Source organism: Nonomuraea sp. C10 (genome assembly GCF_008017515.1).
GTDB lineage: Bacteria > Actinomycetota > Actinomycetes > Streptosporangiales > Streptosporangiaceae > Nonomuraea > Nonomuraea ferruginea.
On the sequence record NZ_VPFF01000003.1, the window covers coordinates 2,018,863 to 2,034,480 of the forward strand.

At 72.2% G+C, this 15,618-nt stretch carries 17 protein-coding genes; 12 read left to right on the forward strand and 5 right to left on the reverse strand.

The genetic code is table 11. The annotated features are described in order from the left end of the window. Positions 1-11: 11 nt before the first annotated feature. The 8 genes from FR742_RS41485 to FR742_RS41515 all read left to right on the forward strand — a co-directional run bounded on the left by FR742_RS41485 (position 12) and on the right by FR742_RS41515 (position 4,262). Positions 12-677 carry a DUF2993 domain-containing protein gene (locus FR742_RS41485; protein WP_148036650.1) on the forward strand — a complete coding sequence of 222 codons (666 nt, stop codon included), beginning with the start codon at positions 12-14 and terminating at the stop codon, positions 675-677. 37 nt (positions 678-714) lie between these two features. Further along, positions 715-1,227, forward strand: coding sequence for a sigma-70 family RNA polymerase sigma factor (locus tag FR742_RS41490; RefSeq protein ID WP_148036651.1), 513 nt, complete (start codon positions 715-717; stop codon positions 1,225-1,227). Beyond that, positions 1,224-2,069 (forward strand): zf-HC2 domain-containing protein, encoded by an 846-nt coding sequence (locus tag FR742_RS41495; RefSeq protein WP_148036652.1) that lies wholly within the window; start codon positions 1,224-1,226, stop codon positions 2,067-2,069. The genes FR742_RS41490 and FR742_RS41495 overlap by 4 nt, the downstream gene beginning before the upstream one ends. Positions 2,070-2,097: 28 nt before the next feature. Further along, a complete protein-coding gene (locus FR742_RS41500) occupies positions 2,098-2,538 on the forward strand; it encodes a thioredoxin family protein (protein ID WP_148036653.1) in 441 nt (146 codons plus the stop codon). A gap of 32 nt (positions 2,539-2,570) precedes the next feature. Further along, a complete protein-coding gene (locus FR742_RS46705) occupies positions 2,571-2,654 on the forward strand; it encodes a putative leader peptide (RefSeq protein WP_350668905.1) in 84 nt (27 codons plus the stop codon). A 62-nt stretch (positions 2,655-2,716) separates the two neighbouring features. Then, the gene (locus tag FR742_RS41505; protein ID WP_148036654.1) at positions 2,717-3,130 is read left to right on the forward strand and encodes a DUF4395 domain-containing protein; all 414 of its coding nucleotides are present in this window, start codon (positions 2,717-2,719) and stop codon (positions 3,128-3,130) included. Continuing rightward, positions 3,127-3,966 carry a sulfurtransferase gene (locus FR742_RS41510; protein ID WP_148036655.1) on the forward strand — a complete coding sequence of 280 codons (840 nt, stop codon included), beginning with the start codon at positions 3,127-3,129 and terminating at the stop codon, positions 3,964-3,966. Before FR742_RS41505 ends, FR742_RS41510 begins: the two co-directional genes overlap by 4 nt. Next, entirely contained in the window at positions 3,963-4,262 is a 300-nt protein-coding gene (locus FR742_RS41515) for a DUF1416 domain-containing protein (RefSeq protein ID WP_148036656.1), read from the forward strand. Before FR742_RS41510 ends, FR742_RS41515 begins: the two co-directional genes overlap by 4 nt. 85 nt (positions 4,263-4,347) lie before the next feature. Here FR742_RS41515 and FR742_RS41520 read toward each other — a convergent pair whose 3' ends face one another. Next, positions 4,348-4,782, reverse strand: coding sequence for a hypothetical protein (locus FR742_RS41520; protein ID WP_148036657.1), 435 nt, complete (start codon positions 4,780-4,782; stop codon positions 4,348-4,350). 134 nt (positions 4,783-4,916) lie between these two features. Here FR742_RS41520 and FR742_RS41525 point away from each other — a divergent pair, with 134 nt between their 5' ends. Next, a complete protein-coding gene (locus FR742_RS41525) occupies positions 4,917-5,720 on the forward strand; it encodes a helix-turn-helix domain-containing protein (RefSeq protein ID WP_148036658.1) in 804 nt (267 codons plus the stop codon). On the opposite strand, the gene FR742_RS41530 is transcribed toward FR742_RS41525, so the two are convergent. Continuing rightward, positions 5,695-6,243, reverse strand: coding sequence for a helix-turn-helix domain-containing protein (locus FR742_RS41530; RefSeq protein ID WP_148036659.1), 549 nt, complete (start codon positions 6,241-6,243; stop codon positions 5,695-5,697). The genes FR742_RS41525 and FR742_RS41530 overlap by 26 nt on opposite strands. A 105-nt stretch (positions 6,244-6,348) precedes the next feature. Here FR742_RS41530 and FR742_RS41535 point away from each other — a divergent pair, with 105 nt between their 5' ends. Further along, the gene (locus tag FR742_RS41535) at positions 6,349-7,650 is read left to right on the forward strand and encodes a hypothetical protein (RefSeq protein ID WP_148036660.1); all 1,302 of its coding nucleotides are present in this window, start codon (positions 6,349-6,351) and stop codon (positions 7,648-7,650) included. Here FR742_RS41535 and FR742_RS41540 read toward each other — a convergent pair. From FR742_RS41540 to FR742_RS41550, 3 genes are all read right to left on the reverse strand, one after another. Then, a complete protein-coding gene (locus FR742_RS41540; RefSeq protein WP_148036661.1) occupies positions 7,637-8,194 on the reverse strand; it encodes a hypothetical protein in 558 nt (185 codons plus the stop codon). The two genes, FR742_RS41535 and FR742_RS41540, sit on opposite strands and share 14 nt — an antisense overlap. 973 nt (positions 8,195-9,167) lie before the next feature. Further along, positions 9,168-9,803: a hypothetical protein gene (locus FR742_RS41545; protein WP_148036662.1), complete on the reverse strand. Its 636-nt coding sequence runs from the start codon at positions 9,801-9,803 to the stop codon at positions 9,168-9,170. Next, entirely contained in the window at positions 9,800-10,459 is a 660-nt protein-coding gene (locus FR742_RS41550; protein ID WP_148036663.1) for a hypothetical protein, read from the reverse strand. The genes FR742_RS41545 and FR742_RS41550 overlap by 4 nt, the downstream gene beginning before the upstream one ends. A gap of 160 nt (positions 10,460-10,619) precedes the next feature. On the opposite strand from FR742_RS41550, the gene FR742_RS41555 reads away from it, so the two are divergent. Next, positions 10,620-12,560 (forward strand): hypothetical protein, encoded by a 1,941-nt coding sequence (locus tag FR742_RS41555; protein ID WP_148036664.1) that lies wholly within the window; start codon positions 10,620-10,622, stop codon positions 12,558-12,560. Between the two features lie 93 nt (positions 12,561-12,653). Then, positions 12,654-15,608, forward strand: coding sequence for an ATP-binding protein (locus tag FR742_RS41560; protein ID WP_261809064.1), 2,955 nt, complete (start codon positions 12,654-12,656; stop codon positions 15,606-15,608). Positions 15,609-15,618 lie beyond the last annotated feature (10 nt).

Consider the following 15,618-nt stretch of genomic DNA (forward strand, 5'->3'; position numbering starts at 1 on the left):
CAGGGAGTGCGATGCGCAAGCTGCTCGTTTTCCTGATCCTGCTGATCATCCTCCTCGCCGTGCTCGACCGGGTGGCGGTCGCGGGCGTGCAGCGCGACCTCGCCAACAGGATCGCCGCCGCCGCCGACGTGCGGGGCACCCCGGAGGTGGAGATCACCGGCATCCCCTTCCTGACCCAGGCGATCTCCGGCCACTACCAGGAGGTCCGCTTCGACCTCGGCACCCTGCGTTACGGCGGGGTGCCGATCGAGGGTCTCAAGGGAGCCGCGTACGACGTGACCGCGCCGCTCGCCGACCTCCTCCAGAACCGCGCCGACATCCGGGCCGGGCGGGTCGCCGTCACCGGCACGCTGACGGACGCGACCATCGACAGGTTCGCCCCGCAGGGCGTGAAGGTCAGCGGCAAGGGCGACCGGTTCGTCGCCTCGGGCGAGCTGGCGGTGGGCGCGCAGAAGGTGAAGTTCACCGCGGAGATGAAGGTCGAGATGACCGAGGAGGGCATCCGGCTGCAGGCGGAGAAGATCGAGGGGGTGCCCGCCCAGCTCGCCCGGTTCGTGACCTACACGATCCCGTTCCAGGGGAAGCTGCCCTTCGACGTGAAGGTGACCGAGGTCAAGAGCGTGTCCGGAGGTCTGCGGATCTCCGCCGAAGCGTCTGACGTGCCGCTCCGTGGATGAGCGTGAACCGTCCCGCCCTCTCGTACGTGATGAGGGGGTGAGCTCAGCTGGCACCGCCGACGAGGAACTCGTGAGGACCCTGTTCGACGAGCACGCCGGGCCACTGTACGGATACGTGCTGCGACTGACGGGCGACTCGGGACGGGCGGAGGACGTGGTGCAGGAGACGCTGCTGCGGGCGTGGCGGCATCCCGGCGCACTCGAGGGCCGCCCGATCCGCGCCTGGCTGTTCACCGTGGCCCGCAACCTCGTCGTCGACCAGCACCGCGCCCGCCGGGCGCGGCCCCCCGAGACGGGCGACGAGGCGCTGGCGGTGCTGCCGGCAGACGACGAGCTGGAGCGCGCGGTCGAGTCGTGGGCCGTGGCCGAGGCGTTAGCCGCGCTGCGGCCCGAGCACCGCGAGGTGCTCATGGAGGTCTACTACCGGGGGCGATCGGTGAAGGAGGCGTCGGCGAAGCTGGGCATCCCGGCGGGCACGGTCAAGTCGCGCACCTACTACGCGCTGCGGGCGCTCAAGCTCGCGCTGGAAGAGCGGGGGCTGGCGCCATGACGACGTGTGAGGAGGTCCGGCTGGCGCTCGGCGCGCACGCGCTCGGCGCGCTCGACCCGCAGGAGGCCGAGGAGATCGACCTCCACCTGGCCACCTGCGAGGAGTGCGGCGGCGAGCTGGAGGAGCTGGCGGGCGTCGCCGGGTTCCTGGGCAAGGTGTCCGAGCGCGACGTCGAGCTGGTCGCCAGCCCGCCGCGGCGGGTGCTCGAACGGCTGCTCACCGACCGCGCCAGGCGGCGCAGGCGGGGCCGCGCGCTCATGGCCGTCGCGGCCGCGGCGGCGGTGGTGGGCGTGGGCGGCGTCGTGTGGTCCGCCATGCCCGGTGAGGCTCCGACGGCCGCCTCGGCGCCGGCCGCCGAGCAGGCCAGCCAGTTCAGCGCCGGCGAGGGCGACGCGGCCCAGTCGGAGCTCGCCGAGGACAACAGCGCCGAGGACAACAGCGCAGAGGCGCAGGACAGCGAGAAGCTCACCACCCGGCAGGAGTCCTCACCGGCGCCTTCGGACTCGCGCGCGCCCGCCCCGCTGCGCTCCCCGCTGGGACGCGCGTTCACCGGCGCCGACGCCGGCTACCGGGCGACCGTGACCGCCGCCCCCGACGGCCGCCGCACGGATCTGATGGTGCAGGTCGAAGGGATCCCGCCCGGCACCGGGTGCAGGCTCGTGGTCGTCGCCGCCGACGGCTCCCGCGAGCGGACCGAGCCGTGGCAGGTCACCCGCGAGATGTACGAGGACAACGCGGTCTTCCGGCACGAGACGCGCACCGCGATGGCCGACATCGCCGCGTTCGAGATCACCGATGCCGGCGGCGAGGTGCTGGTGCGGATCCCGGTGACGGGGAAGTAATCCGCGGGGCCGGTGGTTGCACCGGAAGATGACCGGAGTGTGGATCGCGCTGGCCACGCTGGCGCTCGGAGCGGCGATCGGGGTGATCAGGCTGCGCGCCGACGGACGCCTGCGCGACCGTGATCCCGGCGACCGGCTGGGAGCCGGCGAGCTGGGCGTGGAGCTGGGGGAGCGGGCCACGCTCGTGCAGTTCTCCACCGCCTTCTGCCAGCCGTGCCGCGCGACGCGCCGGATCCTCGCCGACGTGAGCGCGCTGGTCCCCGGCGTGGCGCACGTGGAGATCGACGCCGAGTCCAGGCTCGACCTCGTACGGCGGCTCGACGTGCTGCGCACCCCGACCGTCTTCGTGCTCGACGGCCGGGGAGCCATCGTGCGCAAGGCGTCAGGGCAGCCCAGGAAGGCCGACGTGCTGAACGCGCTCGCCGCGGTCGTGTCTCACGACCCGTCTCACAAGCCGGACGACATGTGACAGATGTCGAGACGCCGAGTAGTCTTCTCGGCATGAACCCATCGACAGAGCTGCTGACGAAGCGGCGCGCGGTTGATTTCTGCCGCGTCGCGACCGCGCTCTGTCGCGCTGCCTGAGGACGGTCTCGCGCGGACTTCCGATCCGCCTCTTCCCGACCCCCTTGCAGGAGCATCCCACGATGCGTGCCGATCCCAGAGCGCTGCGCTTCGGCGCGGCCATGACCACTCTGATCCTCCTCCTCGTCCTGGTGACGGGCAGCGCCTGGCTGCTCGCCGCCCAGGCCGTGGTGTTCGCGTTCGGCATCGCGGGCAGATCACCGTACGGGATGCTTTTCGGGGCGTTCGTCAGGAGCGCCCCTAAGGAGACCGAAGACTCCCGCCCGCCGCGTTTCGCGCAGGGGGTGGGGCTGGTCTTCGCGGTCGCGGGGCTGGCCGGATTCGCTACCGGGATCATGCCGCTGGCCCTCGTGGCCACGGCCGCGGCCCTCCTCGCCGCATTCCTCAACGCAGCCTTCGGATTCTGCCTTGGCTGCGAAATGTATCTGCTGATCCGCCGTATATTGCCCGCCGCCAACATGGAGGTACCACAATGAGCCGCTCCGCCGTCCTGGTGGATGCCGACTGGGTCGAGGCCAACCTCGACACCCCTGGTGTCGTCTACGTCGAGGTCGACGAAGACACCAGCGCCTACGACAAGGGCCACATCCGTGGCGCAGTGAAGATCGACTGGAGGCAGGACCTGCAGGACCCGGTCCGCCGCGACTTCGTCGACAGGACCGGTTTCGAGGCGCTGCTCTCCGACCGCGGCATCGCCAACGACGACACCGTGATCCTCTACGGCGGCAACAACAACTGGTTCGCGGCCTACGCCTACTGGTACTTCAAGCTGTACGGGCACGAGAACGTCAAGCTTCTCGACGGCGGCCGCAAGAAGTGGGAGCTGGAGTCCCGCGAGCTGGTCACCGACGTGCCGGAGCGTGCCAAGACCCAGTACGTCGTCGCCCAGGAGGACACGTCCATCCGCGCCTTCCGCGACGACGTGGTCGCCGCGATCGGCAAGCTCAACCTGGTCGACGTCCGCTCGCCCGACGAGTTCACCGGCAAGCTGATCGCCCCCGCCCACCTGCCGCAGGAGTCGGCGCAGCGCGGCGGCCACGTGCCGACCGCCCGCAGCATCCCGTGGTCCAAGGCGGCCAACGACGACGGCACGTTCAAGTCCGACGACGAGCTGCGCACCCTCTACACCGAGGCGGGCGTCGACTTCGGCAAGGACACCATCGCCTACTGCCGCATCGGCGAGCGTTCCGCCCACACCTGGTTCGTGCTGCACGAGCTGCTCGACCAGGAGAACGTGAAGAACTACGACGGTTCGTGGACCGAATACGGCTCGCTCGTGGGCGTGCCGATCGAGCTGGGGGAGGCCCGATGAGCGCGCAGGGTTGCGGAGCGCCGGAGCAGACCATCGCGCTGCCGGCCGGGATCGATCTGTCCAACCAGGCGGTGATCCAGGGCAGGGTCACCGGCGTCGGTACCGCCTACGCGCGGCTGCTCGACCACACCGGCGAGTTCACCGGTGAGGTCGTGGTGTCCGACGAGGGAGTGTTCCGCTTCTTCGCCGGCCCCGGCGACTGGACCGTACGCATCATCGCGGGCGGCGGCGTCACCCGCGACGTCCAGGTGAGCGCCAAGCTCGGTGAGGTGTCCGAGCTGGCCGTCGCCGTCTGATCGTCGACCGCGAAAAGGGCCCGCGTCCTTCCCGGACGCGGGCCCTTCGCGTGCGGCCGGGCCGGACTCCCGCGCGGCCGCTCGTTCACTCCGTCCGGGCGCGCCGGAGCCCGAGGAACTCCAGCCCCGCGTACACCGCCACCACCGCGGCCCCGGTCAGCATGAAAGCCACGCCCAGGCCGCTGAGCGGAATCGCCCCGGTCAGCACCAGGGCCACGAGAGCCACGCACGACAGCGCGTTGCCCGCGACGACCAGCGCCACGTACCGCACGGGGATCCGGGGGTAGCCGGCGATCAGGCCGAGCGCGGCGGCGCCGCCGAGCATGGCCACGCCGAACGGCACCGACCAGGCGGGCGGCAGCCCGAACCAGCCGGAGAACGGCCGCCACGCGGCGAGCAGGACCACGCCGAAGAGGGCGGTGCTCCAGCCGTCGATCCGCAGGATCACGCGGAGCCGTTCCGCCGCCGCGCCGCCGACCGTGGTACGCCGGGCGACCTCCGCCCCTGTCGCCGTGCTCATACCGGTCACTCCTCCCCCTCGAGTCCGCCCCGGACGGGCCTGTCCGGAACGACCATGTCACCGCCCGGATCACGGTCTCAATAACCTCCGAGGTCATGGCGGCGCCCACCTGGTGACGGCCTAGGCTCCTCCGCATGGACACACGACAGCCGTCACCGGCGGGGACGCTCCTGCGCGAGTGGCGTAGCCGTCGCAGGCTCAGCCAGCTCGACCTCTCGCTCCTGGCCGACACCTCCGCCCGGCACCTGTCGTACCTGGAGACAGGCCGCGCGAAGCCGAGCCGGGCGATGCTGGTGCGCCTGTCGGCCGCGCTGGACATACCGCTCAGGGAACGCAACACCCTGCTGCTCGCCGCCGGCTACGCCCCCGCGTACCGGGAGAGCAGCCTCGACGACGGATACATGGCGTCGGTCCGGTCGGCGCTGGAGACCATGCTGACCGCGCACGAGCCGTACCCGGCGGTCGTGGTGGACCGGCTGTGGAACGTGGTGCAGGGCAACCGGGCCATGGCCGTCCTCATGGAGGGCGTCCCGGCACACCTGCTGGAGCCGTGCCCGAACGTCTTCCGGCTGGCGTTGCACCCCGAAGGGCTCGCTGCGCGGCTGTCCAACCTGGGCGAGGTGCGCGAGCTGTTCCTGGACCGGCTGCTGCGCCAGGTCAACGCCACCGGCGACGCCGACCTGCGGGCCCTGTACGAGGAGGTGTCCCGCTATCCCGTGCCCGGCGGCGACGAGCCCGGCGGCTCGCCCCACCGGCCGAGCCCGATCCAGGTGCCGCTGCGCTTCCGCACGCCGTTCGGCGAGCTGGCGATGTTCAGCACCATGGCCACGTTCGGCGCCCCCGCCGACGTGACGCTGTCGGAGCTGGCGATCGAGCTGTTCTACCCGCTGGACGACTTCACCGCCGCGGCTCTCAGAGCTTGGCCGGATAGCGCATGAGCAGGGTGGCGTGGACGACGTCGGTGCCCGTCGCGTGGTAGACGTGCGGGACGTCCGAGCGCCACGAGATGTGCTCGCCCGGCCCCGCGGTCAGCGGGGCGTCCAGGGGCCCGGCCGCCAGGGTGCCGCTGAAGACCGTGACATGTTCCGTCGCCCCCTCCAGGTGGGCAGGTGAGTTCTGGGTGATCCCCGGAGGGACGCGCAGCCGGTAGAGCTCGTAGGTGACGTGATCGTCCTCGAAGAGCTCCATCAGCGCCGCCTCCATGGCGGTGCCGCGGACGTTCCGGGGCTCGGGCGGGGAGTCGAGTATCGCCCCGATGGGCACGCCGAGCTGGGCGGTGATGGCCCAGAGCGTCTCCAGAGTGGGGTTGCGGGTGCCGGTCTCGACGCCGGAGAGCGTGGCCTTGCCGATGCTCGCCCGCCTGGCGAGCTCCGACAGCGAGACCCCGCGCGCCTGGCGCAGCTGCCGCACCCGCTGCCCGATCACGCGCGGATCGGTGTCCGGCGCGGGCCGCGAGTCCATGGAGCCATGATGCATCTCCGGGCCCGCGACCGCGCCTGGCTTCACGGTGACCGGTTGCCCGGATGCGGCTGCGGCAGGTTGTGGCATCCCGCTACGATTCCACCGATGTCCGGAACGTCTGGTGTGATGGCGCCGCCACGGCCCGGCCCCGCACCGGGCCGGCGGATGCCGTCGCCGTTCTCACTGCCCATGCACACCCTGCGGCTCGCGGGGAAGTGCGCGCTGCCCCTCATCCTCTGGTTCTCCGCCGGCGAACTGGTCCGCTACGTGCTGTTGTACGCGGGCACGGAGGTCGCCTACGGGGACTTCCGCCAGCTCCGCCTGGTCGCCGTGATGACGATCCTCACGCTGGTCGTGCTGGCCGCGATGACCGTCACCACCGGCATGCTCCACAGCATGCGCGGCGCGCTCTGGGAGGTACGGGCGCGGGCCGCCGACGGGGTCGAGGACGAACGGTTCTTCCGTACGCTCGACCGGATGGCCCCCGCGTTCGCGGTCCTCTACCTCGCCTGGGGCTTCCACACCGAGGACGCGCGCGACTTCCAGCAGATGGACCTGCTGCACCACTTCTACGACATGACCGAGGCCCAGTGGTTCGGCGAGGAGACCCACGTCGGCATGAGCCTGGCCGACCTCGACTGGCGGGTGTCACTCGGCGCGATGGCGGTCACGTTCCTGCTGAAGACGCTCTTCGCCAAGCTGGTGGAGAAGGGCAAGGGCCGGTTCTACGGGTTCGCCGCCGCCTTCTCCGAGTTCGGCTTCGTCTTCTACGGGCTGAACGCGACGGTCGCCTTCGCCGACGCCCGCGCCGAGTGGACGGACAGCCGCGCGGCCGTCGCCGGCACCAGGCAGGCGCTGGCCGACGCCAAGGAGACGGTCCCGGCCTGGGAGGCCTTCACCGAGGCGTTCGGCGCCTTCTGGCCGCTGTTCCTGGACGCGGTGGCGGTCCCGCTGGCCTGGCTCACCGTGGCCATGCTCGTCTTCGGCGCCTTCTCCGACGAGGCGCGCACCCTGGTCAGGGGCACCCGCCTGGAGAAGGGCGTGGACCGGCTGGAAAGCAGCCACGAGATCACCCAGAAGTCGTTCCAGCACGTCACCAGCGGCTTCACCGACCGCTGGCTGCCGCTGGCCAACTCCCTGCGGATGATCGTCAGGGGTGGCGCCCCGCTGTTCGGCATGATGTGCCTGTGCTACGTGGCCTTGACCGTGGGGTCCCGCTACGGCGACCGCGCGGTCCGCACCCTCATCGGCTCCGAGGCCGACTGGGCCTGGATGTACCTGGGCGCGCCGGTCGGCTTGGTCCGCGACCTGCTGGTGACCACGCTGACCATGGCGCTCCTGGCGGCCACCTTCGACATCGCCGCCACCCGCGCCCGGCTCCGCGGCGAGCCGCTCAACGCCTCCTGAACGTCAGCTCGACCAGGTTGTCGATCCTGACCGCCTCCGAGTCCTTCTTGAACAGGTCGTCGATGGGAGTGTCCGAGCGGTACGAGCTCGGCCTGAAGGAGAGCTCCACCTCGTCCTTCACCTCGGTGGGCACCACGGCGACGCCCTGGATCCGATACTCCTGGCCCACCACCAGCCGGTCGGTCGGCCGGTCGCCGGGGATCAGCTCCACCACCCAGGTGCGGCCCGCCCGGTCGGTCAGCTCGAGATCCGTGGGCTCGGCCACCATGGTCGCGCTGTCCTCGTCGAGGACCTTCTTCCTGATGTCGATCGCGAGCCAGGTGACCTCCGGGCCGTGCTTGTTGTCCTTCGGCGGGTCGGTGGGGGCGACGGCGGCCTTGAACTCCGTCTTGTAGACCTCGTACGAGCCACCGGCCGGGACCGTCACCTGCTTCGGGTACAGCCCTCTGGTGGTGACGGACTCGTAGAACTGGTAGCCGTCGAACGCGGTGGCAGCGGTGGCGAGCAGGGACGCCACGACAGCGCCCACGGCGACGAACACCATCCGCTTCCTCCGCGACCGCGCGCCCCCCTTTCCGGAGGCAGCCCCTCCGGCCCCGGAGACGCTCTCACTGGCCCCGCCGGTTTTCGCGGCGATCGCGCCCATCCCCAGGGCGGCCGTGTCGGAGGGCCGGCCGATCCCTGAGGCGGTTTCCGCGCCGAGTCCCCCCATCCCCAGGGCTGCGTCGGGGCCGGGCGCGGGGTGGAACCCGCCGGTTTCCGCGGCGGGCCGGCGCTCCGGTGGGCTCGCTTCGGGTGCGGCCGGTCCGGGGGCGGGTTTCCCGGGGGGCGGGAAGGGCCGGGGCAGGGGTTTGTCGGCTCGTACCGCCGGGATGGGCTGGGTGGCGCCCATGGGGTTGCGGCGTGGGACGGGGGGCCAGACCTGCTGGTCGGGGGGCATGGGGCGGCTCCGGCCAGGGAGCGTGCCGGGTGTCGCGGGCGGCCCTCCCTGGGCGCCTTGCCCGTGCGGGCCTTGAGGCCAGCCCGGAGGGGGCGCGGGACTCTGAGGGGGCGCCTGCCCAGCCTGAGGTTGTCCCGGCCGCGCCTGGCGTCGCGGCCGCGCAGGTCGGCCCGTGGGGGAGCGTTGTCCGGCCGAGGGCTGCTGGTCAGGGCGGGCCGGATGGCCGGCGGGGGGCTGCCGGTCAGGATGGGCCGGATGGCCGGTGGCGGGGTGCTGCTCGGCGGCCTGCTGATCCGGGTACGGCCGGCCGGCACCGTCCGGATATGTGGGCCGGCCCGAGCCGTCCGGGTACGTGGGCCTGCCCGCGCCGGGCTGTCCCGGATCTCCGTGATGCGGGGGTTGACCAGGAGGTGCCGCGTGCCGGGGGCGGGAGGGCCGTTCCGGATCGTACGGCGGGTCGTCCTGTTCCGGCGGGACCTGGTCGTACGGGCCGGGGGAGGGCGGGGTGTCGGGTTCCTGCGGGCGCCGGTGGTCCTTCCTGGGAGCGAACCAGTCGCGTTCGTTGCTCATCGGCAGATCACTTCTCGGCGGTGGAGTAGACGTCCTGGGCGGAGCCGACGAGCTTGCGCGCCGCCGCCTCGTCCAGCGCGAGGTCGATCTCGGCCTCCGGCTGGTACGGCTCGACCAGCGCCGTCGGCGGCAGCCCGACGACCAGCCGGGCGCCGGCGAGCACGGAGGCGGGCACCTCGAAGAAGTACGACCCCCCGGCCCAGATGTCGGGCTGCACCCACTTGGCGCTGGCGGTGGCCGAACTGTCGATCCGGTCGGTGGCGGAGAACTTCTTGCCGTCGGTGGTCAGCAGCACGGCCGGCCCGAGCTTGTACGGCTTGAGCTTGGACTTGGCGGAGACGTCGACGACGAGGAACAGGCGGTCCGTCTTGAGCGTGTCGGAGAGGTGCCGGATGCTCTTGGCCGCGGTGACCGAGTTGAGCCGGACGACGAACCGGGTGGCGTCGACGTTCTCGCCCTTGCCGCCGAGGTAGGTCAGCGGGGCGGAGTACTCGTTGTGGCTGAGGTCCAGCGACTGCAGGCCGATCGCCGCGCCCAGGAGCACGAGCCCGACGGCGGCGTTGAGCAGCCGCGAGCCGCCCCGCCGCCCGGAGCGCCGGCCGGGGGCCTCGGGAGCCTCTGGGCGCCGGGCGGTGGCGGTCACGCCGAGCCTCCGGTCTTGACGGGGAGCGTCACCTTGGCCTGGACGGTCGGCACCCACTTCTCGCCCGCCTGCTCGGTGACCATCTGCCACCGGACGGTCTCGTCCTGGAAGCCGGGCTCGTACGCGAAAGTCGCCACGTCGAGCGTCATCTGCTCGGGCGGCCGCTCGCCCGCGTCGAGCCGGTAGCGCACGACGACCTTGGTCGTCGTGCCCGGATGGAGCTGGTTCGTCTGGTCTTCCTCGGCCAGCGCGAAGGTGAACGGCCCCTTGCCCTCCTTGATCGCCGGCGTGATCCTGACCAGGGAGTTGGCGAAGGAGGAGCCGAACCCGGCCTGATCGGGCTTGGCGGGCGGCATGCCGACGCTCATGGTCTCGTCGCCCAGGTTGGTGACGTCGAAGACCATCTCCACGAACCGCTTGTCTTCTTCGAAGGTCAGCTCGCCCTTCTCCACCGTCACCCGCGCCTCGACGAACCTGGTGGAGTAGAGCCCCTGGTCGAGGACCGCGCCCTGGCTGAGCGTCTTGGGCGGCACCTCGACCTCCTCCAGCCCGCCGAGCAGCGCGACGATGCCGACGACGGTCACGGTCAGCAGGGCGATGACGGGCACCACGACCGGGCGTCTGTGTTCGCTGCTGCCGGCGGGCGCTTCCGTCATGGCTAGTGATGGTAATAGGTCAACCTTGTCCCACTCACCCCATTGCGCCCATCAAGCTGGCGGAATTGCCGAGAACCCTGCCGCAGCAGGGGTTGTAGCTCATACGCTGTCACGGAGCGGAGGGAAAACAGAACGACATAGCGCAGCCGGAGGGGGTCACGTGGCGGACGTGCATCCCGATCACGCGCAGCTCCAGGCCGACCGCATCTACCTGGGCTGGCAGTACATCCTGCCGCATCCCGACCCGGGCCCGCCGCCGAAACGGCCGTCTCCGGCGGAGGAGCCGCCCGTCACCGAGCGGGACGACGAGGAGCGGGCCGCGCTGCTGCGCCGCGAGCGGCTCCAGGAAGACATGCTGAACCGGCCGGTGCGGCTGGTGCGCGCGTTCATGCTCGTGCTGGCCGCGCTGATCGTCGTGCTGGCCCTGGTCGGCTACCTCGCGTGGCAGTTCGCGCTGATCGGCGTGCTCGCGGCCGGCGGGGTGGCGGCCATCTGCGCCTACGCGCTCGTCCAGGGCGACCGGGCGGTCCGCTACCGCGTGTCGGAGCAGCAGGCGAGGAACGACCGCCAGCGCCAGGAACGTGACAGGGAGCTGTTCAGGGCGCAGGAGGAGCACGCCCAGCTCTACCGCGAGTGGCAGGAGGAGAAGGAACGCTTCGACCGCCAGCTCACCTGGTACGCGGTCGCGGTGCCCGACGAGATCGACCGGGTCGACGTGGCCGGCGGCACGCTGCCAGGCTGGTCGGCGCTGATCACGCTGCTCGGCGCGACCCGCCTCTACAGCGGCGGCCACCTGACGGTGCTCGACCTGTCGGAGGGCGCGATCGCCAAGGACCTGATCGAGCTGGCCCGCAAGGGCGGCGACGACCCGCTCGTGTGGGTGCTGCCGGTGGACCTGCCCCGGCTCGACCTGGGGGCGACGCTCAAGCCCGAGGCGTTCGCCGACGTGCTCGCGCACGTGGTCAGCGTGAGCGAGGAGCACCGCACCACCCGCGACCTCAGCTTCGACAACGCGATCCTGGAACGGGTGCTCGAGGTGCTCGGCGAGAACGCCACGATCAGCCAGGTGACGGCCGCCCTGCGGGCGCTGGCGCAGGTCGGCGACCCGCGCGAGGACCTGCGGTTCGGCCTCATCACCGCCACCCAGCTGGAGCGCATCGGCACGCTGTTCGGGCGCGGGGTGAGCGACCGGGTGGTGATCGAGCGGGCCTGGGCGCTGGAGTCGCAGCTGCGCAAGCTGGAGACGCTCGGCACGCAGGCGGTCCGGCTGCCGCCCGCCCGGCTGCGCGTGGTCAGCATGGACCGGCAGGCCGGGGTGTTCGGCAACCGCGTGCTCGGCACGTACGTGGCGACCGCGCTCACCCACATCCTGCGCCAGTCGCCCGCCTCCGACCGGCCGTGGTACCACACGATCATCGTGGCGGGCGCCGACAAGCTCCGCGGCGACGTGCTCGACCGGCTCATGGACGCCTGCGAGACGTCCCGTACCGGACTGGTGCTGACCTACCGCTCGCTCACGCCGACCGTGCGCGAGCGGCTCGGCCGCGGCCACGCGGCGGTCGCGTTCATGCGGCTGGGCAACGCCGAGGACGCCAGGGTGGCGAGCGAGCACGTCGGCACCGAGCACCGGCTGGAGCTGGCCCAGCTCACCGAGACGATCAGCGAGTCGCTGCCGGGCCTGGACGGCGGCTACACCTCCACCATCGAGCAGCTCGACGACGCCGGCGGGCGGCCCGACGAGAGCGCCGCCGACCTGGCCGAGGACATCACCGAGTCGACCGAGTGGGGCCGCACCGCCGACAAGATCTCGGAGAAGGAGCGGGTGCTGCAGCGCTCGCGCGAGTTCCTCGTCGAGCCGCACCAGCTCCAGCAGCTCCCCACCACGTCGGTGATCGTCACCGACGCGACCGCGCACGGCCGGCGGGTCCGCCTGGCCGACGCCAACCCGGCGATCCTGACCTTCCCCAAGACGACGCTCGCCGAGCTGGAGGAGGTGCGCGAGACCACGATCCAGGAGCCCTCCGAGAACGGCCACCGCGAGCCGCCGCCGAACCTCGGCCCGCCACCGGCACGCCTCGACTGGCGCAAGGACAGGCAATGACAGGCAAGGAAATGGTCAAAGTCCACGTGATGCGCTGGCGTTCGGCGGGAGTTTACTGACAACCGTCTGTGGGGGGATGAAATGCAGCCGAGTGTGTCGCTGAGCGGACCCTGGTACCGGATCCAGTCGATCGCCGCTCCCTCGCGCAGCTCGTCGGCCGAGTGGGATTTCGTCACCGTGCTGCCCGCCGCGCTGTCGGCGGCGGCGCGCGACAGGCCGTTCGTCATCGGCTGGCTCTCGCGCGGGTCGGGCGCGCCGCTGGAGCTGATCACGAACGCGGGCCCGCTGTCGCCGCCCCGGCAGCCGCGCCGGTCGCCGGACTCGCCCGACCGCCCGGCCGGGCCGCAGCCGCTGCTCTTCCCCGGCGGCGCGCGCGGCGTCGAGCTCGACGACGGCTACCTGGCCGACCTGGCGGACCTGGTCTGGACCCCGTGCCCCGGCCGTCAGGCGCCGCCGCTCGGGGGCCGCAGAGAGCCGGACGCCGACGAGCTGAAAAGACCGACGCTGTTCGAGGCGACGCTGGTCACCCTGATGTCGCGGCCCTTCGCGTGGCTGGTCGTGGCCGAGCCGACCGACCTGCTCGACGCCGAGGTGGCTCATCTGCGCACCCAGCTCAACGTGCTCAGGCAGTACGGCGACGCCTCCGAGCGGTCCAGGTTCGACGCCGAGCGGGCCGAGCGGCGCATGCAGGAGCTCGACGCCTTCCGCGAGGCCGGGCTCTGGAACGTCCGGGTGCTGGCCGGCGCCGCCAACCCTGACGAACTGCGGCAGATCGCGCCCGTCCTGGTCGGGTCGGTGGAGATGAGCCATCACCCGTACCGGCTGCGCAGCGCGCACGGCGCGGTGCACGCGCTGCCGGAGGCGCTGGCGCTGACCATGCAGGACCCCGCCGACGGCGCGGCGGCCCCGTTCGCGGCCACGGCGGGGGCGCTGGCGGCGCTGGCCGGGCTGCCCAGGCGCGAGGTGCCGGGCGTGCGGGTGCTCGACTCCGGGTTCTTCGACGTGACGTCCGAGGCCGGGGAGGGCGAGCTGGAGCTGGGCGAGATCCTCGACGGCCAGGACCGGCCGGTCGGCTCGTTCCGGGTGCCGCTGGCCACGCTCAACCGGCACGCGTTCGTCACCGGCGCCACCGGCTCGGGCAAGTCGCAGACCGTCAGGCACCTGCTGGAGCAGCTCAGCAACGCGGGCATCCCGTGGCTGGCCATCGAGGCGGCCAAGTCCGAGTACGCGGCCATCGCCGGGCGGGTCGAACCGGCGCAGGTCACCGTGATCAACCCGTCGGCGCCGGACGGCGTGCCGTTCAGCGTGAACCCGCTGGAGCCGGAGCCCGGCTACCCGGTGCAGGCGCATATCGACATGATCAGGGCGCTGTTCATGGCGGCTTTCGACGCCGAGGAGCCGTTCCCGCAGATCATGTCGCTGGCGTTGCAGCGCGTGTACGAGGCCACCGGCTGGGACGTCGTCACCGGCGGCGCCGTGCCCGGGTCGAAGGTGCCGCCGAGCGTGCCGACGCTGGAGCAGCTCCAGCGGCACGCGATGGACGTCATCCAGGAGATCGGCTACGGCCGCGAGGTGCAGGCCGACGTGGAGGGGTTCATCTCGCTGCGGCTGCGCTCGCTGCGCGTCGGCTCGGCCGGCCGGTTCTTCGAGGGCGGCCACCCGGCCGACATCGGCGGGCTGCTGCGCCGCAACGTGGTGCTGGCGATCGAGGACGTGGCCAACGACGAGGACAAGGCGTTCCTCATGGGCACGCTGATCATCCGGGTCGTCGAACACCTGCGGATGCGCGCCCGCCAGGAGAAGAGCGCCGGCCTGCGGCACGTCATCGTCATCGAGGAGGCGCACCGGCTGCTGCGCGACCGCGGCACCGGCCGGGCCGCCACGCACGCGGTGGAGCTGCTGGCCGGCATGCTCGCCGAGATCAGGGCGTACGGCGAGGGCATCGTGGTGGCCGAGCAGATCCCCACCAAGCTGGTCTCCGACGTGGTCAAGAACACCGCGCTCAAGGTCGTGCACCGGCTGCCCGCCGAGGACGACCGGCAGCTCGTCGGCGCGGCCATGAACCTCAGCGAGGAGCAGTCCCGCCAGGTCGTCTCGCTGCCGCCCGGCGACGCGGCCGTGTTCGCCGACGGGATGGACCGGCCGCTGCGGGTGCGCGTGCCGCTCGGCGAGTCGCGCGAGAAGGCGCTGGCCGGCCCGCCGCCGCCGATCAGGGGCCGCCGCTCGGCCGCCTGCGGCGCGCCGTGCCGCACCGGCCAGGCCTGCACGCTGGTGGAGCTGCGCGAGGCCGACGTGCTCGCCGACGCGCCCGAGTGGGCGTGGCTGCGCATCTGGTGCGACACGGTCGTGCTCGCCTTCGTCAGCAACCGGCCGCTGCCCGGCGTGCCGCGGGCGCTCGCGGCCGCCTGGGCCGAGCTGCCGGCCCGGCGCGCCGAGTGCCTGCTCGCCACGCTGGTCGAGCGCTCGGTGCGGCGCCGCGCCTGGGCGCTGCGGAGCTGGTTCGACCCGGCGCTGCTCACCGAGAAGGCGGCCGCCGCCGCCACCCGCCTGCTGGGCGGCCAGGGGGGCGGCGAGCGCCCCGGCGCCTCGTGGGTGCTCCCGCAGGTGCGCTGGCTGCACGAGGTCGACAGGCTCTTCCCGTACGGGCGGCCCGCGCCGGACCTGCGCACCCCCGCCCCGCCGATGGAGTACGCGATCTTCCGGCAGAACGGCGACGGCCCGCACCCGGAGCCCCATGGGGAGTTGCTCGGCCACCGGGCCAAGGCGCTGCGCCACCACCCGCTGTCGATGGAGATGGACCACAACAGGGAGCTGGCCTGGCGGGTCATCCTGGGCGACGACGAGCACGAGGGCGTCAGGCGCGACGTCGACGCGGTGGCCATCGGCGTCGAGCCGCAGGCCAGGCTCCGGCACGTCGGCCAGATCATGGGGGCCGGGTGGCTGGAGGGGGTGCTGGCGTGGCCGCACAGGTTCGTGCTGCCGTTCGGGCACGACAGCGCGCCCGAGATCTCGTTCGCGGAGCCTCACCTGGCGGAACAGGTCCGGTGATCGCGAGTAA

What these genes read in the sequence shown, in the direction of transcription:
- FR742_RS41485 (WP_148036650.1), top strand. Translation starts at nt 12, where the DNA reads ATGCGCAAGCTGCTCGTTTTCCTGATCCTGCTGATCATCCTCCTCGCC.
- FR742_RS41495 (WP_148036652.1), top strand. Translation starts at nt 1,224, where the DNA reads ATGACGACGTGTGAGGAGGTCCGGCTGGCGCTCGGCGCGCACGCGCTC.
- FR742_RS41500 (WP_148036653.1), top strand. Translation starts at nt 2,098, where the DNA reads ATGACCGGAGTGTGGATCGCGCTGGCCACGCTGGCGCTCGGAGCGGCG.
- FR742_RS46705 (WP_350668905.1), top strand. Translation starts at nt 2,571, where the DNA reads ATGAACCCATCGACAGAGCTGCTGACGAAGCGGCGCGCGGTTGATTTC.
- FR742_RS41505 (WP_148036654.1), top strand. Translation starts at nt 2,717, where the DNA reads ATGCGTGCCGATCCCAGAGCGCTGCGCTTCGGCGCGGCCATGACCACT.
- FR742_RS41510 (WP_148036655.1), top strand. Translation starts at nt 3,127, where the DNA reads ATGAGCCGCTCCGCCGTCCTGGTGGATGCCGACTGGGTCGAGGCCAAC.
- FR742_RS41515 (WP_148036656.1), top strand. Translation starts at nt 3,963, where the DNA reads ATGAGCGCGCAGGGTTGCGGAGCGCCGGAGCAGACCATCGCGCTGCCG.
- FR742_RS41520 (WP_148036657.1), bottom strand. Translation starts at nt 4,782, where the DNA reads ATGAGCACGGCGACAGGGGCGGAGGTCGCCCGGCGTACCACGGTCGGC.
- FR742_RS41525 (WP_148036658.1), top strand. Translation starts at nt 4,917, where the DNA reads ATGGACACACGACAGCCGTCACCGGCGGGGACGCTCCTGCGCGAGTGG.
- FR742_RS41530 (WP_148036659.1), bottom strand. Translation starts at nt 6,243, where the DNA reads ATGGACTCGCGGCCCGCGCCGGACACCGATCCGCGCGTGATCGGGCAG.
- FR742_RS41535 (WP_148036660.1), top strand. Translation starts at nt 6,349, where the DNA reads ATGTCCGGAACGTCTGGTGTGATGGCGCCGCCACGGCCCGGCCCCGCA.
- FR742_RS41540 (WP_148036661.1), bottom strand. Translation starts at nt 8,194, where the DNA reads ATGGTGTTCGTCGCCGTGGGCGCTGTCGTGGCGTCCCTGCTCGCCACC.
- FR742_RS41550 (WP_148036663.1), bottom strand. Translation starts at nt 10,459, where the DNA reads ATGACGGAAGCGCCCGCCGGCAGCAGCGAACACAGACGCCCGGTCGTG.